Origin of the sequence: Flectobacillus longus (genome assembly GCF_030056705.1) — a bacterium.
Lineage (GTDB): Bacteria > Bacteroidota > Bacteroidia > Cytophagales > Spirosomataceae > Flectobacillus > Flectobacillus longus.
Genome location: NZ_JASHIC010000005.1, coordinates 141,500 through 164,203 on the forward strand (window position 1 = coordinate 141,500; position 22,704 = coordinate 164,203).

Below are 22,704 nucleotides of genomic sequence, written 5' to 3' on the forward strand. Positions count from 1 at the left end.
CATTTGTTTTTAGTAGTGATACAAAATTAATGTGCTTATGAGACAAGTGATTGGTTATTAGTTACTTAAAAAGTAATCATGCCAAATATGATTTAATCAATTGAAAATGTAAGATATTGATAATTAAAATTTTACATTCACAATTCACAACTCATCATTCAGCACTAATTCATAACTCCTACTTACTCAGGTACTATGCAAATCAAACTGGTTCAATCACATGAAGATTTGCTTCGATGCTTTCCTGTAATACACGAGCTACGGCCACATCTTACCATAGAGCGTTTTGTGGAAATGTATGAGCAAATGCAAAAGGAGTCCTATCAAATCGCTTTTGTCGAAGAACCGAATCAAGAAATTTGGTCAGCTGTAGGATTCCGATGTATGAATCTGTTTTATGCTGGCAAAATTATCTATATCGATGACCTCAGTACATTGCCCCAAGCCCGTGGAAAAGGTCGTGCCAGTCAACTCTTAGATTTTGTCAAACAATTTGCTATCAAATTAGGCTGTGATGCCATTCACCTCGATTCGGGTCACCAGCGACACGATGCACATCGTTTGTATCTTCAAAAGAAATTCAGAATTGCTAGTCACCATTTTATTGTAGAACTTCCCAAAAACACGTAACTGCCATGACACTCACCGAAATTGTAGATATTCAAAAAATCAGAGCAGATTTTCCTGTACTAGATCAAGAAATCAATGGGAAAAAATTAGTGTATTTTGATAATGCGGCCACAACTCAAAAGCCTATTGCTGTTATCAATGCGCTTAAGCATTATTACGAATTTGATAATGCCAATATTCACCGTGGGATTCACACTTTGGCCGAACGCGCTACGCGTGATTTTGAAGCTACGCGTGAAGCAGTACGTAAATTTTTGGGAGCCGCTTCGACCGAAGAAATTATCTTTACCTCTGGTACTACCAATGGTATCAACCTAGTAGCTAGTACTTACGGACGTAAATTTATCAAAGAAGGTGACGAAATTATTATCTCAGGACTTGAGCACCACTCTAATATTGTACCTTGGCAAATGCTTTGCGAGGAGAAAGGAATCACGTTAAAAGTTATTCCTGTAAATGACCGTGGTGAGTTGGATATGGAGGTGTATGACCAATTGCTTTCTGAAAAAGTAAAATTAGTATCAGTAAACCATGTGTCAAATGCTTTGGGAACAATTAACCCAATAAAAGAAATTATAGCCAAAGCGCATGCAGTAGGAGCGGTAGTGATGATAGACGGTGCGCAGGCAACTTCTCACTTAGACATTGATGTACAAGATTTAGACGCAGATTTTTATGCGTTTTCTGCACATAAATTGTATGGACCAACAGGTGTTGGGGCTTTGTATGGCAAAAAAGCTTTACTAGAAGCTATGCCTCCATATATGGGTGGCGGTGAGATGATTAAAGAAGTAACTTTCGAAAAAACTACTTATAACGAACTTCCTTACAAATTCGAAGCAGGAACGCCCAATATCGCTGATGTAGTAGCGCTCAAAGCAGCCTTAGAGTATATGGATTCTATTGGTCGTGATAAAATTGCGGCTCATGAAGATATGCTTTTACAATACGCTACCGAGCAATTATTACAAATCGAAGGTTTAAGAATGATTGGTGAGGCTAAAAATAAAGTTTCGGTTGCTAGTTTTGTGATTGAAGGTATTCACCCACAAGATATAGGTGTTTTGTTGGATAATTTGGGGGTTGCTGTACGTACAGGTCACCACTGTACACAACCTTTGATGAAACGTTTTAATATTCTTGGAACTACAAGAGCCTCTTTTGCGGTTTATAATACAATTGAGGAAGTAGATCGTTTAATCGCAGGACTTCACCGTGTGAAGAAAATGCTTGCTTAATATTACGAGTTTGAGAAAGTGAATAAATGTGTGAATGATTTAGTTTTTTCAAATTTACTAACCACACATTCACAAGTCACTAAATGAAATAAAAATCAATGACAATCAACGAGATACAAGACGAAATTATCGAAGAGTTTGCTTTATTTGATGATTGGGCAGATAAATACGAGTATATTATTGACATGGGAAAAAAGCTGAAAGGCTTGCCCGAAGACCAAAAAACAGAAGATAATATTATCAAGGGGTGCCAAAGTAGAGTGTGGTTAAATGCTCATAAAGATGGCGAAAACTTGGTATTTGAAGCTGATTCTGAAGCAGTAATTGTAAAAGGATTAGTGAGTATGTTGATTAGAGTGTTGTCGGGTCATTCTCCTAAAGAAATCGCAGAGTCAGAACTTTATTTCATTGACCAAATCGGTATGAGTCAGCATTTAGCTCAAACACGTTCAAATGGTTTGGTATCGATGGTAAAGCAAATGAAAAATTACGCTATCGCTTATCAATTAGTGTAAGAAAAAGATATTAAAGAAATAGACTATCTTTTTATAAACCACTTAACAAGTTTTTTACAAAACAATGACTGAGGAAGAATTAAAAGAAGAAGTTATTGGGGCGCTTAAAAAGGTATATGACCCCGAAATTCCTGTAGATGTATATGAGTTGGGGTTGATTTATGACATTAAGGTTTTTCCCGTAAACAACATCTACATTCTCATGACTTTGACGTCGCCTTCTTGCCCATCAGCAGAGCAAATTCCTGTTGAAATCGAGCAAAAAGTTAGAGAAATTGAGGGTGTTTCTGACGTAAGTGTTGAGCTTACTTTTGATCCACCATATTCACAAGATATGATGTCAGAAGTGGCAAAGCTTGAGTTAGGGTTTATGTAGTCGATGGCTTTGGGCAATAGGCTATAAGCCTATAAATCATTGCTTAACTACTTTTGTATTAAAGAAATTCCAAATTTTTAAATTTGTTTATAAGTAATTATGTATCCAGAACATTTAGTGGCTCCAATGAGAGCTGATATCGTAGAAGGTGGTTTCAAAGAATTGAAATCAGCAGGTGAAGTAGATTCAGTAATGACAGAAAAAGGCACTACGTTAGTGTTTATCAACTCAGTTTGTGGTTGTTCTGCTCGTACTGCTCGTCCAGGCGTGAAAGAAGCAGTTTGGAATGCTGCTAAAAAACCAGATCATTTGTACACAGTTTTCGCAGGTGTTGACCAAGATGCTACGGCTAAAGTACGTGAGTACTCATTGCCTTACGCTCCATCATCTCCATCAATTGCGCTTTTCAAAGATGGTGATTTAGTTCATTTTGTTGAGCGTCACCATATCGAAGGTCGTTCGGCTGAAATGATTGCTGCACACCTTGAAATGGTATTCGAAGAGTTTTGTTAATAGGTGATTAGCCAAAATAAAAAATCCCCAAAGTCTGACTTTGGGGATTTTTTGTTGAGAGCATGTTTAAATATTATAAGCCATTAAAAGTGAAAAGGTTTGCATTGACACTTATGAAATCCTATTGTTTGAGCCGTAGGCGAGGTGGGTCGCCACTCCGATTAGGATTTCTTGACTTTCTTTTGCGGCCGCCGCTGCGGTTACTTTTCTTGTGTTAGACGGGCACGCCCAGTGAAGAAAAGTAAGGAGTGTCGAGTGGAAATTTTGTTTTTTCAGCAAATGCCAAATTAAAATTTTCAACATACCCAGCAAAAGAATTTTACTTTTTCTGATATTGCTCAATAATTCGATAAATCGCTTTTTGAGTTTCTAAATTTTTGAAATATTCAAACATAATTTCATGACCATCAAAGTTTAGAATCAGTCCTGTTTCCAAGTAATTAAAAGCCTCTCTATATTTTCCTGCCTTAATCAAATAAATCGAAGCTCGATAATACAATTCTGATTCTTCTGGTAATTCGTCGATAGCACTCAACATCAAGTTGGCGGCATCGTCATAATTGCCTTGTTCATGATTCAATACCGACCATTTAATCCAAGCTTCGGTATTTTGTGGGTCTAACTCAGCAGCTTTTTGGTAAGCTTCTAAAGCAGATACTAAACTTCCCAAATTGGCTTCGGCGTCTGCCAATGCCAACCAATAATAAGTATTGTGTTTGTTGAGCTCAAGTGCTTTTTTAAGAAAATGAATGGCTTCAAACCATTTCTTTTTCTCGCACAAACAAATACCCACGCCAAAATAGCCATCATCCCAAAGAGGGTCTAATTTAATAGACTCTTTGTAATAGTGCATTGCTTCATCAAAGCGTTCTTGTCGCTCGATACTTGCTCCAAGGCAGCAATACACCTCTGGGCTTTTTTCTTCATGCTCTAAACAATAACGATAACATTCTTCAGCTTTATTCCAATTGACTAAATTCATGTAGGCATTTCCCAAATTGAAATAAGCAGAAGCAAAATCGTCCTGAATTGCTACGGCATATTCGTAGGCATTGGCTGCCTCTTCAAATCGCCCTAACTTAGAATAGGCAATACCGATATTATACCAAGCATTCTGAGAATAAGGGTCATTGTCAATAAAGCTTTCGTAGTAAGGAAGGCTTTCTTCTAGCTTACCAGTTATTTCTAAGCTATTGGCAAGCTCATACAGCGCATTTTCGTTATTAGGATTTACTTCAATAGCCTGTTTGAAAGCCGCTACCGCATTGTGATGGCGCTCCCAACTCTGGTACGCCAAGCCAATATGATAATACACTTCATCTTTATCCTCTGCATTTTCGAGGGTTTCAGTCAGGATTTCAATGGCAGCTTGATAGTCGCCTTTGAGACTGTAAATAGTTCCTTTTAAAAAAGTAATATCGTTGTCGGATGGATTGAATAACTCGGCACGAGCCAAAATTTCTAGGGCTTCATCATACTCACCAAGGCTGGAACTGAGTTCGGCTTTACATAGCATCAACTCAACCGAATAAGGATATTGCTCAAGTGCGATTTCGCAAGCTTGAGAAGCCTCTTCGAATTTTCCTTCCTCCATATAATGCTCTACAATTTGCTCAAAAGTATCTAAGTCGAAAAAAGAGCTCTCGGCACGTTTTAACATAGATTCAAAACGTTTTACCGATTGGAGAACATCTTCATGACGGTCTTCAAAGTCTTGTTCCATAATGGTTCTAATTGGATAAGATACAATTAATACGAGGTGAAATAACGTTTTTGAATCTAACAATTTCTCAAAGCTAGAAATTGCAAGAGGTTATTAATAGGGGAACAATCTTCCTCAATTATTTTTTACAAAACGACTTATTGCTAAGATAAGATTTTATTTTCAAAATCGCAAACGAGATTGCTGCCGAAAACCTGTCTTAAATAGCTCGAAATAGTTTTGTATTTTTCTAATATGAATCTGGTTTTTGTTGTCCTGTTTCTCTACTTAATTGTTTGATTGAAAGTTGATTAGTATATGAATAATGGCAAGAGTAATTAGTCTTATTTACGCCTTATCTAACAAACGACGGTGATAGTTGATTTGACCGAGGTGATAGGTAAGGTGAGTGGTAAGATGAATCAATAAATAGCCTGTTGATGTTTTTTGTTCGAACACTAATTGAGGATATATTTCCTCCAAAGCCTCTTCTGGTAGAGTATTGAGACTTTCTTTTATCACGTCGAGTGTGTCACTGATTTTGCCGACGAGCTCTTTTTTGGACAAACCTGTCTGAGAAAACTCCAAAGGGCGGTTTCTTATATATCCAGTTTTACCGATTTCTGCACCGATGTAGGTATTCAAATTGCCTACTAAATGAAGAACCAAATTCCCTGCGGAGTTATTGATTTCAGGAACAATTGTCCAGATATTTTCTTCCTCAGAATATTGGACAATTTCAGCTTTGAGTTTTTGTAAATCTCGCTCAAATAGTTGTATCAAATTGGGTATTACGTTCATGGTTCGGGACTTGATTCTTGAGGAAATGGTTCAAAAAATAGGCAACTTCAATGGATGATAAACAGATATTTTTTTGATTAGAGCTGCTTCTTTGATAAATTTTGAGTCACTCTAGCAATAGTTTCCTCAAAACTTCTGAAGTCACAATTAAGTTGTTTTTTGATTTTGGCATTATCAAAATAAAAATTGAACTTGGAAGAGCGAGCCGTTTCTTTGGTCAAAATGGGTGTACTTCCTGTAAACCAACTTCTGATTGCTTCGATTCTCCAAAGTATTTCTGACATGGTTTCTGAAACAATTTTATTTGGCGCTTTTTTGCCCAAAGCATTTGCAATTTGTGCGAAGAAATTTTGGTATGGAATAACGCCTGCATTCAAAATAAATCTTTCGCCAGCAATATCAGAAGTGGCTAATTGATAAACACATGCTGAAAGGTCTAAGATATCGATATAGTTGATTGTGCCTTTGGGGTAATAAGTAGGTTCGCCAGCGGCATATTTAAAAAGTTGTGTTGAACTTTTGTTCCAGTCGGCCTCGCCCAAAATGACTGATGGATTCACAATCACAGCATTGAGCCCTTCTGCCACGCCACGCCACACTTCCATTTCGGCCAGATACTTGCTTTTGGCGTAGGTAGAATTGAGCGGGTCTTCTTCCCAAGTAGATTTTTCGTTGAGTATTACTTGCTGTCCCTGTACATATTCTTGAGGCAATTTGCGCCCCAAAGCAGCTACAGAGCTAATAAAGCACATTTTGTGAACAGCAGCATCCAAACAAGCATTAACCACATTGGCAGTACCTTCAATGTTGACTTTGTTCATCAGTTCTGCATCTTTAGGAGCAAAAGAAACCACTGCTGCGGCATGCACAACGATATCGATACCTACTAAAGCTTTTTCTAATGACAAAACATCCAGAACATCTCCCTCAATCCAATGAATTTGAGCTTGAATATCAGCCACCAGCGACAAATCACTACTGGCTCGGCGAAGTCCTGCCACTTGGTGTCCTTTGTCCAAAAATTGCTTGGCAACAAAGCTTCCAACTAATCCTGTAATACCTGTTATTAATACCATACTGTAAAGATAACCTAAGAGTTTTTTACAGACAAAGAACACGAAGTTTTTCGGTGAAAGTTCGTTTGTAGGAGAAGAATCCTGTTTCTTTGTAATTCTCTCTGATGGGAAAACAGCGATAGCAAACATGAAAAAAGCAATTATTGATTTAGGAACAAATACTTTTCAACTTTTGGTAGTTGAACAAGAAGGACAAGATTTTCAGATTATTCATGAAGATAGTTATGCTGCCAAAATTGGACAGGGTGGTATTTCGAAAGGCATCATCACCCAAGAAGGAATAGAACGTGCTATTATAGGGTTAAATTATTTTAAAACTATTTTAGAAAAAGAAGGAGTAACACTTGCTAACGTAAAAGCAATGGCTACCAGTGCGGTACGGAATGCGTCTAATGGTCAGGATTTTTGTGACAAAATTGCAGAGGTCACAGGCATTAGTATCCAAGTCATTTCGGGCGATGAAGAAGCAGGTTTGATTTATGAAGGAGTTAGGCTAGGAACGCAAATCGGACGAACACCATCGATGATTATCGATATTGGCGGAGGTAGTGTCGAGTTTATTATTTGTGATGCAACCAAGGTGTATTGGAAACAAAGTTTTGAAATAGGTGGTCAGCGTTTGATGGACCAATTTATGAATACCGATCCCATTTCACCCCGCTCGGTAGGCTTAATGCGTGATTATTTGGAAGATGCCCTTTTGCCATTGACCAATGCTGTTCACCAATATGCTCCCGAATGTATCATTGGCTCGGCAGGGTCATTTGAGACATTAGTGGATATGTACTGGCACCAACTTCATGGCGATTGGCCGCCCCGCGAGCAAGTGAGTTTTGAGCTACCAATGGAATCATTCAAAACATCTTTTTTAGCCTTAGTGTCTCAAGATAGAGAAAAACGAATGCAAATTCCAGGGATGATAGAGTTACGTGTAGATATGATTGTAGTGGGTGTTTGCTTAATAGATTTCATTTTGAAAAGATATGATATTCAGCAAATTAAGGTTTCGACTTATGCTTTAAAAGAAGGTGTTTTGGCCAAATTGCTAAATCAGTAGATTACAAACTACTTGAATACTACAAATAAATTATTGAGTCGTTTTTTCATTTTTATCAAACGGTAAACATTAAGTCATTTTTCTGTACTATTTTAGTAGGATAAAGGATTTTGTGCGTCGTACTTGTATATGTAACCTCATACCCTACAGTACAGCAACTGGCTTTTTTTTGGCTGAATTATATCATATTACTTAAAATTTTTCGTTAAACTTGTTGAAAATTTAGTTTGTACAAGTAAGTACTCGTGCGACAATCGCAATAATTTTCAACCAAGGTAACTCAATAATTAATCAATTTCCTACAAATCAAAATAGCAGTATTTTTCAATTGAGGAAATACGCTTTTACCTGTAAAAACTTATGACTACTCTTCTAAGTATCTTATTACAGACAACTACTTTTGAACCCGACACAACATCGACTACCGTAACAACTGTTACCAAAGTGGGAGAAGATTTAAACTTATTTGGCCTTTTGGAAAAAGGAGGATGGGTAATGGTTCCTATTTTTGTTTTGTTCTTTATTGCTCTTTTCTTGTTTATCGAGAGATACAGATATATCAGTAAAACATCAAGATTGGACAATACATTTTTGTTTTCAATCAAGGAAATGCTTTTTGCTGGTAATATCCAAGGAGCAATTAACTACTGTAAAACGTCACCTTTCCCGATTGCTCGCTTGTTAGAAAAAGGCTTGAATCGTATTGGCTCACCTATGCGTGACATCGAAAATGCCATTGAAAATTCGGCTCGTGTTGAGATTTACAACATGGAGAAAAACTTAGGTATTTTGTCTGCTATTGCCAAAATTGCTCCAATGTTTGGTTTCTTGGGTACAGTTTCGGGTATGATTCGTACTTTCCACAATATTTCGGTAGCCAACAAAATCGACATTAGTACGATTGCGAGTGGTATTTATGAAAAAATGGTGACTTCGGCAACAGGTTTGATGGTGGGTATCATTGCGTATTTCTTTTATACCATCTTGACAACGATGATTGACCGTACTGTAAATAAAATGGAAGTTACAGCTATTGACTTCTTGGATATTCTTCACAAACCAGCTTCTAAGTAATAGAGCTCTCTAATTTGAAGTAAATATGAATATTAGAAAAAGAGCTAGAGAACAATCTGAAGTAGAAACAGGAGCCTTGGCGGATATCCTGTTCTTCTTGATGATGTTTTTCTTGATGATATCAACCTTGGCAAGCCCAGATGCTATTAAGCTTCTTTTGCCAGAATCAAGCTCGGCAGAACAAACGGCTACTAAAGAGAATATTCGTTTGACTGTAGACGAGCAAGACCAATATTTTGTAGATGATAATCCTGTGCCTGTTGAACAGCTTGAGACTTATTTGGCTGAACAAGCTAAAGCTAAGAATTCTGAAACAGTAGTTTTACGTATTTCAAAGGACCGTACTGTACAGGAATTAGCCAAGATTTATGATGTAGTTGCCAAGTTAAATTTGGCACTGGTTATGGCTACCGAAAAGCAATAAGGATAATTACTCGTAAAATAGCCGTTACGAAAGTGACGGCTATTTTTTTTGCCTTGAAAATATCTATTAATTTCACACCTACAAAAGCTTAGAAGAGATTCTACCTTAGTTCTTAGGCTAATCTGCAGAATGATTAGCTTACGTTGTTTCTATATGTCTTTGCTGTTGTTTTCTTTTGAAATAAAATCAATAAATAAAATATACGTATGTTTTTGATGGGTGATTGGGAAATTCTCTGGAACCATATTGTTCATAATGAAGATTTGGTGAAGCTCATTGCTTCGGCCTTAGTGGGTGCAATCATTGGGGGCGAACGAGAGTACCATAGCAAATCCGCAGGATTACGGACTTTTACACTTATTGCGATTGGGTCTACTATCTTTACGATTCTCTCAGAAAAAGTAGGAATGGGTGCTTCTCCAGATAGAATTTCTGCTAATATCGTAACTGGAGTAGGTTTTTTAGGAGCAGGGATCATCTTCAAAGTTGACGATCGGGTAAAAGGCTTAACTACTGCTGCAATTATTTGGGTTACGGCATCGTTGGGGATGGCTATTGGCGATGGACATATTTTGCTTTCCTTTTTTGGAGCTATTATGGTGTTTATGATTTTACAGTTTTTTATCATATTGGAACGTTGGATTCACAAGTATGGCGAAACTCGTAATTATAAAATCGTCGTTAAAAAAGGTGATGAAGGCTTTTTGAAAATGGATGAAATTTTCAGACAATTTAACATGCAAGCTAAAAAAGGTAAGCAAATTTATAAAGAAGATACTATTACTTGTTTTTGGTCGGTACGAGGCAAAACCTCTAAACATGAGCGATTAGCTAAGAAGCTTATTGCAGAGCCTCATGTGATAGAGTTAGAGTTTTGAAGAAAGGCTATTCCATAGGCAAGTATTAATGCAAAATAAAATTGCATTAAAACGCTTTAGGCTGTAAGCCGTAGGCATTAGGCAAAAAAGTTTCTATTACTTCATGAGAAATACTATTTAACTTTTAGCCTACCGCATAAAGCCTAGAGCTTAAAGCGGGTAAAATTTAAGACTGGGCTTTGGGCTTTCAGGTAACGGCTTTCGGCTGTGGGCTTTAGAAAAAAGCATGGCTGTGGTTATTAAAAAACATTTTAACACTCTTTGCCTTGTGCCTGTTGCCTAAACACATAACTTAAATATAATCCTGCACGATTACTTAATTTGGTTAATATTTTAATTTGAAAATGCAAAATGAGATTTGAGATATTCCAACCTTCAGAGATATTGAGACCTTACATAAAGCAATTTGCTATTTCAGAAATAGAATATGAATCGGAATATAAAGTGTTCCCATCTTTAGGAATAGTCATAGGCTTTCAATACAAAGGTAACCTTGCAATCATTCAAGACAATGACATTTCAACACTTCAATCAGCAGGCATTACGGGTATCGTTGATAGCTACAAAGTATTTAAAAACTCTCCTGGAATTGGAACATTTCTCGTATTTTTCACAGAAATAGGTCTAGCACATTTTACAAATCATCCTGTAAACGAATTGTTTAATTTAAGTATTGGTCTTGATTATATTTTTGAAAAATCTTTAGTTTACGAGGTTCAAGAGCGCTTCGTATTAGCACAAACAGATGAGCAAAAAATTCAGGTAGTAGAGCGATTTTTTCTTTCTCAATTAATGAGCATTAGCACAGACAAACTTATTGTAGAGGCCGTTCGGATGATTTATCAAAGTCATGGAAGTATTAGAGTGAAAGAACTAAACGAAAAGCTTCATATAAGTTCAAGCCCATTTGAAAAACGTTTTCGCAAGCTTGTAGGTACTTCGCCTAAGAAATTTGCTTCAATTGTGCGTTTCAATGTAGCGTTAAGTTCATTAGAAAATAACAAATCTCTTTTGGAGATTTGTTATGAAAATAACTTTTTTGACCAAGCTCACTTTATCAAAGACTTCAAGCAATTTACAGGAGTGACTCCTGATAAGCTAAAAAAGAGTATTTGAGATAGCTATAAAACAAAAAAGCTCGACATTTGTCGAGCTTTTGAGCCTTCTATCGGGATCGAACCAATGACCTACTGATTACAAGTCAGTTGCTCTACCAGCTGAGCTAAGAAGGCTTTTTTCAACGATTTGCAATGCGTTTGTTGCTTATCGTGATACAAAATTAGTAGCTTGAATTGTAATATGCAAATGTTTTTGAACTCAAAAATGAAAGTTTTTTGTAAGTTGTTCGTAATTTTTTGATAACAAGAATGTTATAGAAACCTTACAAATGAATTTTTTTTAAAAAAATAAATCAAGCATATCTATCAACAAAAATAGGATACGAATTTCGTATCCTATTTTTGTTTTATATTCTATTTTGAACGAGAATTATTTCTCTGCTTCACGAATTACTTTCAATTGATGTTTAAAATGAGCTAAATCTTGTTCTGCTTTCTTGATTTTAGCTTCAACGTCAACACGAAGTTTGTCCGCATTTTTAGATTTTGCAAAGAATTCTAAATTGTTTTTGTACAACGAAATGTCATTCTCGATTTGCTGAATCTTGCGACGAATATCATTCTCTTTTTTGTTCAACTCTCTTGGCGAGAAATCACCTCTTGATTTCAAGATGTCAACTTCTGTTTGAAGAGCTAATTGTTCTTTCTCTTTGCCAGAAAGTTTGCCCATCGCACTTACGTACTTATTGATAGCAGAAATATAGCGTTTGCCTATTGACTGCATGTCTTTCTTAGGTACAAAACCAATACTTGCCCATTGTGCTTTGAAATCAGCTAATTTAGAAGTTTCAGCTCCTTCAACCGCTTCTGCCTCGATTTGTTCACAAAGCGCAACTTTTTTAGCTAGGTTTGCTTCAAACTCCTTCTCGATATTCTGGTTTTTAGCACGTTTAGCATCAAAGAAACTATCACAAGCTTTCTTAAAACGCTCATAGATATTGTCTTTATCTTTTTCTGGAACGTGACCTACTTCACGGAACGCTTTCTGTAATTGAATTACGCTATTAGTTGCATCCTGCGAATCATCACCAGAAGTCAAAAGTGATTCTACTTGTTCGATAATAGCCACTTTTGCTTTTAAGTTTTCTTCACGCTTGCCTTCCAATTGACGGAAAAACTCACCTTTATTTTTGAAGAAAGTTTTGATATTACCCCAGAATTTGTCGCTAAGGTCTTTGCCTTTTTCTTTCGGCATGAAACCTTTTACGTTATTCCACTGATCTTGCAAAGCCAAAAGTGCCTTTGTGCGCTCATTCCATTCTGAAATAGATTCGGTTGTAAAATTGGCAAATGTTTCAACCAATTCAGCAATAGAAGATTTGAGCGTATAAACTTGTTCTGATTCTGCTTTTTGCGTTTCTAATTGCTCACGGCGTTTGCCATAAATCACATCTAACGCCTCTTTTACTCTAGTCCAAATCAGCTCGTTTTCTTCTTTCGGAGCAGGACCGATATGCTTATATTCTTCGAAAATTGCTACAGCTTCGTCCAAAACCTTACCAGTTACGGTTTCTGATTTAGCGGCTTCAGCAATTTTTTCGATTTTAGAACAAAGTTCAATTTTGTGTTGAAGATTACGTTTTCTGTCTAACTCCAACAACTCAAAGTAAATACTTCTGTTACTGTAAAAACGGTCAACCAAGGCATGATAAGTTTGCCATAAGGTATTGTTGTGAGGTGAGTTGATATTACCTGCTGATTTCCATTCGTCTTGAATTTTCTTAAATTCAGCAAAACCTGCTTTGATTTGAGCAGGATCGGTATTGTCTTCTCCTTCAACAATAGCTCTAAGACGATTAAGAAGCTCAGTTTTTAGACTGAAATTCTTGTCACGCTCTTTTTCAATTTGATTGAAATACTTTGCACGCTCTTCCTTAAGTGCTTTAAAGAGTTTGTCGAATCTTTCGATAGTTTCATCGAACTTAAACTCAAATCCATCTTCAGAGCCATCGTTAGCCTCTTTGAATTTAGCAAGAGCTTCAGCACGTTCTGCCGCTTTGATTTGTTCAAAAAGCGGACGAACTTCCTTAAGAACATCTTCTGATTTGCGGAACGCAGCTACCGAAGGTTGCTCTTTGACATCGTCAAGTAATTTTGACAATAACTCAACAAAGTCATTTTTTGGGAAAGTAGAATAATCAACTGTGTGAACGTCAGTTGTTTCAGCTTCAGTATTTTCGGCCAATTCTAATACCTGTGCGGTAGTCGCGTCGATTTCCTCCTGAGGATTGGCAGCCTGTTGCTGTTTAATTTCGTTTGCTTCTTCGTTAACCATGCGATTCTTTTTACAGCTTATTTACTAAATAGTAGTTTGAGGTGCATGTTTGTCTTGCGAGCTACTATTGAGCTTACTTACTGTGTGCTATTTTCAGTTTATAAACACTTAATTTTCAGATTTTTCAGAAACATTTTATTGTTAAAAATAGAATCTAAAGACTTAAAGGTCTTTTTTTCAAAATCTGATTTGCAGACATTACAATTTCAGTACAAAAATAGAAAAAATAGTTAGAGTATGAACGTCTGATTTTTTTTTCGGTTACAAAACTCTCTAGTTTTTCTATTTTTTGGGGTGTATGTGGGAGAATAATGCGAAATTTAGGGTAAACGGCTCAAAATACGTAATTCTTTGGGATAATAATTATTGAATCTGTTTCCCAACGCCTTTCCCCAGCCAAGAATATGTTCTTCGTATGCGATACCACACCAGCCTCGTTGATTGGTATCGGGCACAAATTCATCTTTACGAAGGTACGCAATTGCTTGTTCATAAGAAACATTCAAAATAGGTACTTGCTCAGATAGTATAGTCGAAAGGGCTAATTCATGCTCTGGTATCAAATCTTTTGCCCCAATTTGCCCCAACAAAATCCCTGCCTTTTTGATATATAAATTACTTTGTAAAATCTTTAAATCACTTTCATGCTCTGGATTTATTAGATAGAAATTGTCGTTTTTCTCAAACCACATGTAGTTTTCTAAGCCTGTAATCCATTGACTTAAAACACTTTTTTCGTGTTTGAAACTTTTTGTGCGTTGAGGCTTAATATGTGGTCGATGAAAAGGCTTATAATCTGTTTTTGTTTTTTGGAATGCTGCTAAGAAAAAGCCTTCTCCTTGGGCTTGGTCAGGATAAAAACGATAACCAATAGCTTGATGCTCGGGTGATTCTGTTCGAACTATGCCCCATTGCTGTATTGTACTAGTATCTTTTTTATCTAAAACTATATTTTTGGCAGAAAGATTATTGATTACCCAGTCCATGATGGTTTCATTTTCTGCTTCAGAGTAAGAGCAAGTTGAATACAATAAAATTCCTCCTTCTTTGAGCGAATCCCAAACATCCGCCAAAATACGCTGCTGACGTTGACTACACATGGCAACATTATCTAATGACCATTCAACAACTGCCTCGGGATCACGACGGAAAAGTCCTGAGCCTGAGCATGGTGCATCTACGACAATTAAGTCGAAGTAGCCACCTATTCTGTTAAAATCTTTTGGGTCATTGTTAGTCACATAGGTATTGGTCAAACCCCATTTACTCATGTTATCAACCAAGATATTTGCGCGACTTTTGATAACCTCGTTGCTAACTAGTAATGAATCAGAACTAAGTAGACTTGCCAAAAGGGTACTTTTGCCACCAGGAGCGGCACATAAATCTAATACTCTAAGGTCTTCGTCAAGGTCGACACTTTGTTTGACGGCATACTCCAAAAACATAGAGCTTGCTTCTTGTACATAATACGTACCAGCGTGAAAATAAGGGTCGAAAGTAAATGCTGGACGCTCGTTGAGATAATAGCCATATTGATTCCAAAGTACAGGACTTTGAATATTGAGGTGTGCTGGGGGAGTATTTATTTTATCAGGATTAATTCTGATTGAAGTTGGAGACTCTCCTAGTTCATGCGTTTTGATAAAAGAATCAGCTTGGTATCCAGTAACCTGACTAAGTGAATCTAATAAAGCTTGAGGAAGGGACATTATTGACTTTTATTTTTAGAATTTACATCATTTATAATGTAAAAATCTTGTTTGTGAATTAGCTCTTAGTTGTTTGCGATTCAAGACAAACAAAGAAGTCCCAAATTTACAATGAAATTTGGGACTTCGTGAGATTTATATAGATAAACCGTTTTATTTTATTTCTTGCGTGTCTTTACCTTAGTAATTACCCAGCCACCTACTTTGCGACCTTGTTCTAGTCCTAAATCTAAAGCAGGACGAAAGTGAATACCTCCATAAAGTCGGCTAATAGATGCTTCTTCAGCGGCATCTTTATAAGATTTGAAATTACGAACAGGTAAGCCGTATTGCATTTCTGAAGAGTCTGCAAATGCTACACTATTTCCTAATACACTTGAAAGTGCCACCTCGGCTGCACCTGAAATTACGGAGTGTCCAGAAGTATATTCAGGGAAAGGAGGTGTTTGAAGAACTGGCTGCCAGTTTTTATCTACAACCTCATTGATAACAGTTTCTGGACGAACTTTGATAGAGCGATACTTTTCATCCCAACAAGAGATAAATCCATCAAAAATAGCCATTGAAGTAAGTAGATACGCTTCAGATGTTTGATAAATATCCGCTTTGAGTTGACGTGATGTTTGTGTTACAATTGCCATCCAGTGACCACCAGGCGAAACTTTTTTAGTCGCAAACATGGCATGTCCAGTAATATTCATTTTGAATGGATTGCAATCCCAGAAATTAGCAATGTTTCTTTGTTCTTCGGTCAAATTATTAATAGTATTGTAAACATCCATAACCATATCATAGTATTTACTTCCCTTAGTCATATCATACTCATAAGGCTTTGGAGGCATAAACTGTGATGATGTATCTAAGGTTGCTGGACGGATTTTTGACCAATATGGCTCAGCTGCGTCAATGTATGCAGGAGGAGTTGGTACCCAAGTACCTTTTTTCTGAGTTACAGTGTAGCGAAATCCACGAGTTTGCTTGTAGTTATCTCCCTTAGAATAGTTCATGATAGAGGCTGCTACTGAATCTCCAAAAGCAATAGAACGCTCATATACATCACTCGGAATACCTGTTGCTTTGTAATCTTCTTCGAGCTTTTTTTCAAAATCGACATATATCTCCTGAGCAAATGTTAGATTTTTACCTATAGTTAAATAGGCATGTACTGCTGCAACTGGATAACAGTATTCTTTGCCAGTTTCAGGTTTTGCTACTTTCTTAAAACCTCTCAATTGTCCTACCATAGATTGGTAGTTAGTATTGCCTGCGGCTAAAGCTTCATAAGCAGCTAAAGCAGAGTACATATAAATACGACTCGACACAGGTGGAGCAAAAATATCGTGAATAATAGATTCTGTGAGTTGTAGTTGTGTTCTTCTTAAAAATTCGGGATTTGCTGCTGCTTGTTGCCAATTTTCATTACTTTTTTTACAGCTAAAAATAACAGTAGCGAGTAATACAAAAAGGAATAGTTTTTTCATCTGAGAAGTATAGTTTTGGGTTAATGCAAAAATGGTTAACGAGTAGGCTCTTTTTGCAGTTTTCGAAATAGATTCTGTGTTTTATATATAATTGTTTACCAACAATGCTTGTCTTGCCAAAGTTAATAAAATCTTTGAAGGAATTATGGCTATATCCATCAGTATTAGAGCTGATTTTTATAACTATTTGATAAAATTTTGAAAAATTCAGAGAAAAAATAGCTTTTTGTAGACAAATCAAAGATTGCTCTAACAATTCTTGACGAATGAGGTTTTGTTGTTAAATACCAATTTATAGGATATGTCAAAACAAAAAATTCTTATCATCGGAGCTGGAATAGCTGGACTTCGAGCGGCGCAAGTTCTTTCGCAGGATTCATTTCTAGTTACGATTGTTGACAAAGGAAGAGGGGTGGGAGGTAGAATGGCCACCAGAAGATTTGCCGATACCAAGGCTGATCATGGCGCGCAATACTTTTCGGTCAAATCAAAAGCTTTTCAAGATTTCATAGATGAAGCTGAGAAACAGCAAATTGTAAAACCTTGGAAAGTAACTGACAAAACGCACCTTCGATATATTTGTCCTGATGGCATGAGCACTCTTCCAAAATTTATGGCTCAAGGACTTGAGGTAAAATTGGCTCAGAAAATTGTACGAATTTCGAACAATATAGCTTTTGCCGAATCTGGAGAGCAATTTGATTTTGATAAATTAGTTATTACTGCTCCTATACCTCAGGTGTTACAATTGTTTGAAGAGTCTGAAATTGAGCTAAATGATGATGAAAAAAATATACTAAATGCTATTCAATACGACCCATGCTGGGCGGTTATCGCAAAAATCAATACATCAAGCAACGATACTATAACTGGAGGTAAAATATTAGAAAATAGTTCTGTTTCATGGGTAGTAGATAATGCTGAAAAAGGATTGACTGTTAGTCCAACCCTAACTATTCATGCTTCACCGAGTTATTCACAACTAAGTCTCGAAGAAAAAGCCGAAAATGTTGCAAAAGAATTAATTACTTCGATTTCGGATATAGTGAATCCCGAACAAATTGAAACTTATCAGATACATCGTTGGAGATATGCCTTGGCATCACAACGCGCTAGCGAGCCTTTTTTGCAATTAAAAAACTATCCTATTTATATTGGTGGCGATGCTTTTGGTGTTGGAAATGTCGAAGGAGCGTTTGTGTCTGGCGATGCTATAGCAAAAGCCATCTGCTAAGTTGAGAAGAGATATGCCAAAAGGTTTTAAGTTTGTAATAGTGCTTAAAACCTTTTGCTTTTTGTGATTTAGCTATTAAGAGTTGGCGATTAGTTCAGCTACTTTTCTTCCCGACATCATGGCAGCATTGAGTGAGGGATAGCTAGTCCAGTCACCGCATTTGTACAAATTATCTGATATTTTGAACTGAGGATGCAATACACTTCCCGCTGGAAAAGCGCTTAAAGATTCTTTAATTTCATATTTCTTCAAAAACCTCCATGAATCTACTTCTGCTCCAAACCAACTTTTTAATTCTATTCTTAACTGATTTTCCCAAGTTTCATCCGAAAGAGAAGGGGCATTCTGCGTAGAAACCGAAACTAAAGCCTTTCCTTCAGGGGCATAATGTGGAGCTATGTCGCTAGGCACGCACAGGTTATGTATTAAACCATTTCTGTCTGGATTTAATGCTAACATAGGCTTGTTTAAAGGCGACTTGGGGGCTTCAAAATAGCTACAAATCGTACTATTGAATTGAGTGGGTAAGGGTTGATTCAACAATTGAGCTGCTTGGTAACTATCAGTAGCAACCACAATTTGATTCACCAAAATTGATTCTCCATTGGAAAGAACTACCGTATTTCCCTGAATTTTATTCACTTTCGTATTCAAGCGAATGGTATTTGTGGGTATTGTGGCGGCTATCTGTTCTGCAATTTGTTGCATTCCATTAGCAGGAATAGTGGCTTCGCCCTCATAAAATTTACCAAAAATATATTTGAAGAAAGAAGCCGAAGTCATTAACTCATTTTCTAGAAAAACGCCTCCAAAAAATGGTTTGAAAAACTGATAGATAAAGCTTTCTGAAAATCCGTAGGCTCGTAGGAAATCTAGCGTCGATTGCGTAGGATTTTCCATGATTTCCTCATCGAGTTCTTGCGTTTCCCAGCTTAGTCTGGCAACACGAAGTTTGTCGCTCAAGGAACCAACTGACGAAAATAAAGAAGCTAGTAACTCACTAGGTTCTTTAAATGGATTGGCAAGAGTAGTAAATCCATGCTCAGTTTTGATAAGAGCTCCAGATTTGAATTTCTTTAAATCTAGGGCTTCAAAGTTTAGTAATTGCTGTGCTTCAGGATATGACGTCAATAAAATTTGAAAACCTCTATCTAGTAAAAATCCATTTTTTATGTCAGTTCTCACACGCCCTCCAATGCTATCTGAGGCTTCTAAAATGAGTGTTTCAACGCCCTTTGAATGTAAGTAAGATGCGCAACTTAAACCAGCAATTCCAGCTCCAATTATGAGTACCATATACTTCTATTTTATGTCTTTGTATAAGCTTTAAGCACGAAAAGGTACATTTTGTTTGAAAAATGTTAAACAAAAGTATTCTCTCTGACAAAAATCTGTTTTGTGGGCATTGTAATGCTGTATGACAAAATAAAGGAAAATTGTATTATTTTTATATATCCCTTTTTGGGGATTTTAAGCATAAAATACTGAATTATTAATTTTTTATAAAATGAATAAAATCAATTTTGTTTCGTTTTATAATATAAATATCTGATTTTTAGTATTTTGTTATTTTTATTGTGTGTTTTTATGGGTCTTTTTTTTTAAGATTTTTGAACATGTATAGTAAAAACTAGGATTATTTTAGATATTTTTTGTTATTTTGCATAGAGATAATTCATTACTAAAATTGAACAAAACCATTTTGGGGTTTATTCAAAAGCTAATTTTACGAATATTAAGACAAAGACTATTTTACAATAAATGCTAAGACAGTCTATTGCTCATATAGATTATGTTATGCTCGCTTTTATTCATAAAATTATTGAATTTATCCAAAAACTAATCGAACCATGAGATTGAAACATGAATACTTGATTCAATCAAAATTTCAAACCTCAAATAGTTATGAACTACCAGATTCACGAAGGAAACGGATATAAATATATCGACGAAGGACAAGGCGAAACCTTAATGTTATTGCATGGCCTTTTCGGTGCATTGAGCAACTGGGAGGGAGTTATTGAAGGCTTCAAAAAAGACTATCGTGTAATTATTCCAATGATGCCTATTTACACTATGCCTATTACAAAAGCTGGCTGTGAAGGATTAACAGAATTCATCGAAGGATTTGTTAATTGGAAGGGACTCGATAATCTTACACTTTTAGGTAATTCATTGGGAGGTCACGTGGGATTAATTTTTACGTTAAAAAATCCTACAAAAGTGAAAAGATTGGTATTAACAGGTAGTTCTGGACTATTTGAAAATGGTATGGGGGGCTCATATCCGAAACGTGGTAGTTACGAGTATATCAAAGAACGTGTTGAATACACATTTTATGAGCCTGAAACTGCAACAAAGGAACTAATTGACGAGGTTTTTGATATTACTAATAGTGCACAGAAAGTAATTCGCATTATTGCTATCGCAAAATCGGCTCAAAGAAACAATATGGCGAAAGAAGTTGTTAATATCAAAGTACCAACCTTATTGGTGTGGGGACTTAATGATACTATCACTCCGCCGCAAGTAGGGCATGAGTTTAATAGACTGATTGAAAACTCAGAGTTACATTTTATCGACAAGTGTTGCCACGCTCCAATGATGGAACGTCCTGAAGAGTTTAATAAGATATTGAGTACTTGGTTAGAAAAAACACCCATCACGCAGTTAGAATTGGCGTGTTAGCAAGCAAATATTTGACTTATCGAATTGGGAAGTTGCCATTAAATCATTAATTTTAGAAAATAGAGAACAATAAGAAAACCATTTCTTGAGTTTTGCTATTGAGAACAACTTACCACTTTATTACAATGCTTGCAAAAGATATAATAAATCATGTTTTACCCATTCTGAAATCCAGTGATACCGTTGGAGACGCTTTGGGATGGATGGAGGATTATAAGGTTGGGCAACTGGCAATTGTAGAAGATACCGAATACAGAGGATTGATAAGTCAAGATATATTGTTAGATGCTGATGAATCATTGCCAATAGTGGCCTTACAACCAGAGTGCCCAGAAGTTTTTGTATTAGAAAATCAACACCTTTACGAGGTATTGGCTCAATCTCAAAAATTTGACTTAGAAGTGATTGCAGTGGTTAACCACGAACAACATTTTGTAGGGACTATCCTTGTCAATGAGCTTCTTAATGAACTAACCAAAAGGTTAGGTTCGCAAGAATTAGGAGCTATTATCGAAATCGCTATTAGTAATCGAGACTATTCGCTCTCCGAAATCAGTCGGTTAATAGAAGCAAACGATACTAAAGTAATCAGTAGCTATTATACAAGTGGGGATGAATCATCTAACTATCGAGATGTTTTGACCCTCAAACTAAATCGAAGAGACATCTCACCAGTAGTAGCTACCCTCGAACGCTTTGATTATCATATAATTGGAGCTTATGCTTTTGAGCCAATTGTGACTCCTGACAAAGAGCGCTTCGATATGTTGATGAAATATTTAGATTTATAATAAAATTTTGAAAACCCATAAGAATGAACTAAATCTTATGGGTTTTATTATTTCTTGTAAAATCGAGCCTTAAATTTGCCTTTTCCAAAATGAATCTCTTCTTTTGTTTTTGGGAGAAAAAACAAACCCCTCTTCTCTGTGGATTTTGTTGAAAAGCCCTTTTTGTTTGATTTTATAGTAATAAAGAATTGATAAGTAGAATGAAGATAGCCATTCATGGGCGTAATTTCAACGATTCCGTAAAGCCATTTGTACAAAGTATGTTTGATACCCTCGAAGCCAAAGGGGTATCTCTACAAATTTCTGAATCGTACCATAAATTTCTCCAAGAAAAAGGGATTGTTTACAATTCATCCTCGATATATGCTTCTCAAAAAGACCTAGCTGGTGCCCAGTTTGTTTTTAGCTTGGGAGGCGATGGTACCCTGCTCGATGCTGTCACTCATGTAGGAGATTATGAAATACCTATTTTGGGTATCAATACAGGTCGTCTTGGTTTTTTGGCGACTATTTCACCTGATAAAATTCAAGAAAGCCTAGACGAACTGTTCAACGAACAATATAGCCTCGACAAACGTACGCTTGTGAGTATTAGCACGCAGCTAAACGGAAAACCTATTGATATATTTGATGGGTTAAATTTTGGGCTAAATGAGTTGGGAATCATGAAGACCGACACCTCTTCCATGATTGTTGTTAAGGCATATCTCAACGGCGAATATCTCAATGCTTATTGGGCTGATGGCTTGATTATTGCCACTGCTACGGGCTCTACAGGATATAATTTGAGTGTTGGTGGACCTTTAGTAATGCCAAGTTCTGATATTTTTGTGATAGCACCTATGAGTCCTCACAATCTGAATGTTAGACCGTTGGTAGTTACAACAGACTCAATATTAGATTTTGAAGTCGAAAGTAGAAGTGCCAATTATTTGATTTCACTAGATGCCAGATCGAAAGTGGTTGATGGAAATGTGAAAATTAGAATGGAAAGAGAAAAGTTTAAAGCTAATTTGGTAAAACTATCTAATATTAATTTTCTCAACACCCTCAGAAGTAAATTGAATTGGGGACTTGATATCAGAAATTAGTAGGATGGGGTGTTCGATAATTAACGTTTC

General features: G+C 36.4%; 21 protein-coding genes and 1 tRNA gene. 14 read left to right on the plus strand and 8 right to left on the minus strand.

Annotation, left to right across the window (positions count from 1 at the left end; translation table 11 throughout):
* Nucleotides 1-195: 195 nt before the first annotated feature.
* From QM491_RS04745 to QM491_RS04765, 5 genes are all read left to right on the plus strand, one after another.
* Complete coding sequence (locus QM491_RS04745; protein ID WP_283326103.1) at nt 196-630, plus strand: GNAT family N-acetyltransferase; 435 nt, start codon at nt 196-198, stop codon at nt 628-630.
* Nucleotides 631-635: 5 nt separating this feature from the next.
* Entirely contained in the window at nt 636-1,868 is a 1,233-nt protein-coding gene (locus tag QM491_RS04750; RefSeq protein ID WP_283326104.1) for a cysteine desulfurase, read from the plus strand.
* A 98-nt stretch (nt 1,869-1,966) separates the two neighbouring features.
* Nucleotides 1,967-2,383 carry a SufE family protein gene (locus tag QM491_RS04755; RefSeq protein ID WP_166551801.1) on the plus strand — a complete coding sequence of 139 codons (417 nt, stop codon included), beginning with the start codon at nt 1,967-1,969 and terminating at the stop codon, nt 2,381-2,383.
* A gap of 64 nt (nt 2,384-2,447) precedes the next feature.
* Entirely contained in the window at nt 2,448-2,759 is a 312-nt protein-coding gene (locus tag QM491_RS04760; protein WP_095160368.1) for a DUF59 domain-containing protein, read from the plus strand.
* Between the two features lie 99 nt (nt 2,760-2,858).
* Nucleotides 2,859-3,272, plus strand: coding sequence for a BrxA/BrxB family bacilliredoxin (locus QM491_RS04765; RefSeq protein WP_166551799.1), 414 nt, complete (start codon nt 2,859-2,861; stop codon nt 3,270-3,272).
* A gap of 319 nt (nt 3,273-3,591) precedes the next feature.
* Here QM491_RS04765 and QM491_RS04770 read toward each other — a convergent pair whose 3' ends face one another.
* From QM491_RS04770 to QM491_RS04780, 3 genes are all read right to left on the minus strand, one after another.
* Nucleotides 3,592-4,995 carry a tetratricopeptide repeat protein gene (locus QM491_RS04770; protein ID WP_283326107.1) on the minus strand — a complete coding sequence of 468 codons (1,404 nt, stop codon included), beginning with the start codon at nt 4,993-4,995 and terminating at the stop codon, nt 3,592-3,594.
* 327 nt (nt 4,996-5,322) lie between these two features.
* A complete protein-coding gene (locus QM491_RS04775; protein WP_283326108.1) occupies nt 5,323-5,775 on the minus strand; it encodes a DinB family protein in 453 nt (150 codons plus the stop codon).
* 77 nt (nt 5,776-5,852) lie between these two features.
* Nucleotides 5,853-6,980, minus strand: coding sequence for an NAD-dependent epimerase/dehydratase family protein (locus QM491_RS04780; RefSeq protein ID WP_283326109.1), 1,128 nt, complete (start codon nt 6,978-6,980; stop codon nt 5,853-5,855).
* Between QM491_RS04780 and QM491_RS04785 the strand changes: the two genes are divergently transcribed.
* The 5 genes from QM491_RS04785 to QM491_RS04805 all read left to right on the plus strand — a co-directional run bounded on the left by QM491_RS04785 (nt 6,979) and on the right by QM491_RS04805 (nt 11,400).
* A complete protein-coding gene (locus QM491_RS04785) occupies nt 6,979-7,908 on the plus strand; it encodes a Ppx/GppA phosphatase family protein (RefSeq protein ID WP_283326111.1) in 930 nt (309 codons plus the stop codon). The two genes, QM491_RS04780 and QM491_RS04785, sit on opposite strands and share 2 nt — an antisense overlap.
* A gap of 360 nt (nt 7,909-8,268) precedes the next feature.
* The gene (locus tag QM491_RS04790; protein WP_283326113.1) at nt 8,269-8,982 is read left to right on the plus strand and encodes a MotA/TolQ/ExbB proton channel family protein; all 714 of its coding nucleotides are present in this window, start codon (nt 8,269-8,271) and stop codon (nt 8,980-8,982) included.
* A 25-nt stretch (nt 8,983-9,007) separates the two neighbouring features.
* Complete coding sequence (locus QM491_RS04795) at nt 9,008-9,406, plus strand: ExbD/TolR family protein (RefSeq protein WP_283326114.1); 399 nt, start codon at nt 9,008-9,010, stop codon at nt 9,404-9,406.
* A gap of 206 nt (nt 9,407-9,612) precedes the next feature.
* Nucleotides 9,613-10,284 carry an MgtC/SapB family protein gene (locus QM491_RS04800; protein WP_283326116.1) on the plus strand — a complete coding sequence of 224 codons (672 nt, stop codon included), beginning with the start codon at nt 9,613-9,615 and terminating at the stop codon, nt 10,282-10,284.
* Nucleotides 10,285-10,635: 351 nt separating this feature from the next.
* Nucleotides 10,636-11,400 carry a response regulator transcription factor gene (locus tag QM491_RS04805; RefSeq protein ID WP_283326117.1) on the plus strand — a complete coding sequence of 255 codons (765 nt, stop codon included), beginning with the start codon at nt 10,636-10,638 and terminating at the stop codon, nt 11,398-11,400.
* A 43-nt stretch (nt 11,401-11,443) separates the two neighbouring features.
* Here QM491_RS04805 and QM491_RS04810 read toward each other — a convergent pair.
* From QM491_RS04810 to QM491_RS04825, 4 genes are all read right to left on the minus strand, one after another.
* Nucleotides 11,444-11,516 (minus strand) — tRNA-Thr (locus QM491_RS04810).
* Between the two features lie 256 nt (nt 11,517-11,772).
* A complete protein-coding gene (locus QM491_RS04815; protein WP_283326118.1) occupies nt 11,773-13,677 on the minus strand; it encodes a DUF349 domain-containing protein in 1,905 nt (634 codons plus the stop codon).
* A gap of 320 nt (nt 13,678-13,997) precedes the next feature.
* Nucleotides 13,998-15,389, minus strand: coding sequence for a methyltransferase RsmF C-terminal domain-like protein (locus tag QM491_RS04820; protein WP_283326119.1), 1,392 nt, complete (start codon nt 15,387-15,389; stop codon nt 13,998-14,000).
* Between the two features lie 158 nt (nt 15,390-15,547).
* Nucleotides 15,548-16,870 (minus strand): vanadium-dependent haloperoxidase, encoded by a 1,323-nt coding sequence (locus QM491_RS04825; protein ID WP_283326121.1) that lies wholly within the window; start codon nt 16,868-16,870, stop codon nt 15,548-15,550.
* A 301-nt stretch (nt 16,871-17,171) separates the two neighbouring features.
* On the opposite strand from QM491_RS04825, the gene QM491_RS04830 reads away from it, so the two are divergent.
* Nucleotides 17,172-18,104: an NAD(P)/FAD-dependent oxidoreductase gene (locus QM491_RS04830; protein ID WP_283326123.1), complete on the plus strand. Its 933-nt coding sequence runs from the start codon at nt 17,172-17,174 to the stop codon at nt 18,102-18,104.
* Nucleotides 18,105-18,179: 75 nt separating this feature from the next.
* On the opposite strand, the gene QM491_RS04835 is transcribed toward QM491_RS04830, so the two are convergent.
* Entirely contained in the window at nt 18,180-19,400 is a 1,221-nt protein-coding gene (locus tag QM491_RS04835) for an NAD(P)/FAD-dependent oxidoreductase (RefSeq protein ID WP_283326124.1), read from the minus strand.
* A gap of 609 nt (nt 19,401-20,009) precedes the next feature.
* On the opposite strand from QM491_RS04835, the gene QM491_RS04840 reads away from it, so the two are divergent.
* The 3 genes from QM491_RS04840 to QM491_RS04850 all read left to right on the plus strand — a co-directional run bounded on the left by QM491_RS04840 (nt 20,010) and on the right by QM491_RS04850 (nt 22,674).
* A complete protein-coding gene (locus tag QM491_RS04840) occupies nt 20,010-20,792 on the plus strand; it encodes an alpha/beta fold hydrolase (RefSeq protein WP_283326125.1) in 783 nt (260 codons plus the stop codon).
* 125 nt (nt 20,793-20,917) lie between these two features.
* On the plus strand, nt 20,918-21,583 hold the full coding sequence (locus QM491_RS04845; RefSeq protein WP_283326126.1) for a CBS domain-containing protein: 666 nt from the start codon (nt 20,918-20,920) through the stop codon (nt 21,581-21,583).
* 200 nt (nt 21,584-21,783) lie between these two features.
* Nucleotides 21,784-22,674 (plus strand): NAD kinase, encoded by an 891-nt coding sequence (locus QM491_RS04850; RefSeq protein WP_283326127.1) that lies wholly within the window; start codon nt 21,784-21,786, stop codon nt 22,672-22,674.
* Nucleotides 22,675-22,704: the final 30 nt, after the last annotated feature.

Coding starts and splice junctions, on each gene's coding strand:
- QM491_RS04845 (WP_283326126.1), top strand. CDS start 20,918: ATGCTTGCAAAAGATATAATAAATCATGTTTTACCCATTCTGAAATCC.
- QM491_RS04795 (WP_283326114.1), top strand. CDS start 9,008: ATGAATATTAGAAAAAGAGCTAGAGAACAATCTGAAGTAGAAACAGGA.
- QM491_RS04815 (WP_283326118.1), bottom strand. CDS start 13,677: ATGGTTAACGAAGAAGCAAACGAAATTAAACAGCAACAGGCTGCCAAT.
- QM491_RS04780 (WP_283326109.1), bottom strand. CDS start 6,980: ATGTTTGCTATCGCTGTTTTCCCATCAGAGAGAATTACAAAGAAACAG.
- QM491_RS04790 (WP_283326113.1), top strand. CDS start 8,269: ATGACTACTCTTCTAAGTATCTTATTACAGACAACTACTTTTGAACCC.
- QM491_RS04770 (WP_283326107.1), bottom strand. CDS start 4,995: ATGGAACAAGACTTTGAAGACCGTCATGAAGATGTTCTCCAATCGGTA.
- QM491_RS04840 (WP_283326125.1), top strand. CDS start 20,010: ATGAACTACCAGATTCACGAAGGAAACGGATATAAATATATCGACGAA.
- QM491_RS04745 (WP_283326103.1), top strand. CDS start 196: ATGCAAATCAAACTGGTTCAATCACATGAAGATTTGCTTCGATGCTTT.
- QM491_RS04835 (WP_283326124.1), bottom strand. CDS start 19,400: ATGGTACTCATAATTGGAGCTGGAATTGCTGGTTTAAGTTGCGCATCT.
- QM491_RS04755 (WP_166551801.1), top strand. CDS start 1,967: ATGACAATCAACGAGATACAAGACGAAATTATCGAAGAGTTTGCTTTA.
- QM491_RS04830 (WP_283326123.1), top strand. CDS start 17,172: ATGTCAAAACAAAAAATTCTTATCATCGGAGCTGGAATAGCTGGACTT.
- QM491_RS04775 (WP_283326108.1), bottom strand. CDS start 5,775: ATGAACGTAATACCCAATTTGATACAACTATTTGAGCGAGATTTACAA.
- QM491_RS04820 (WP_283326119.1), bottom strand. CDS start 15,389: ATGTCCCTTCCTCAAGCTTTATTAGATTCACTTAGTCAGGTTACTGGA.
- QM491_RS04850 (WP_283326127.1), top strand. CDS start 21,784: ATGAAGATAGCCATTCATGGGCGTAATTTCAACGATTCCGTAAAGCCA.
- QM491_RS04760 (WP_095160368.1), top strand. CDS start 2,448: ATGACTGAGGAAGAATTAAAAGAAGAAGTTATTGGGGCGCTTAAAAAG.
- QM491_RS04765 (WP_166551799.1), top strand. CDS start 2,859: ATGTATCCAGAACATTTAGTGGCTCCAATGAGAGCTGATATCGTAGAA.
- QM491_RS04785 (WP_283326111.1), top strand. CDS start 6,979: ATGAAAAAAGCAATTATTGATTTAGGAACAAATACTTTTCAACTTTTG.
- QM491_RS04800 (WP_283326116.1), top strand. CDS start 9,613: ATGTTTTTGATGGGTGATTGGGAAATTCTCTGGAACCATATTGTTCAT.
- QM491_RS04750 (WP_283326104.1), top strand. CDS start 636: ATGACACTCACCGAAATTGTAGATATTCAAAAAATCAGAGCAGATTTT.
- QM491_RS04825 (WP_283326121.1), bottom strand. CDS start 16,870: ATGAAAAAACTATTCCTTTTTGTATTACTCGCTACTGTTATTTTTAGC.
- QM491_RS04805 (WP_283326117.1), top strand. CDS start 10,636: ATGAGATTTGAGATATTCCAACCTTCAGAGATATTGAGACCTTACATA.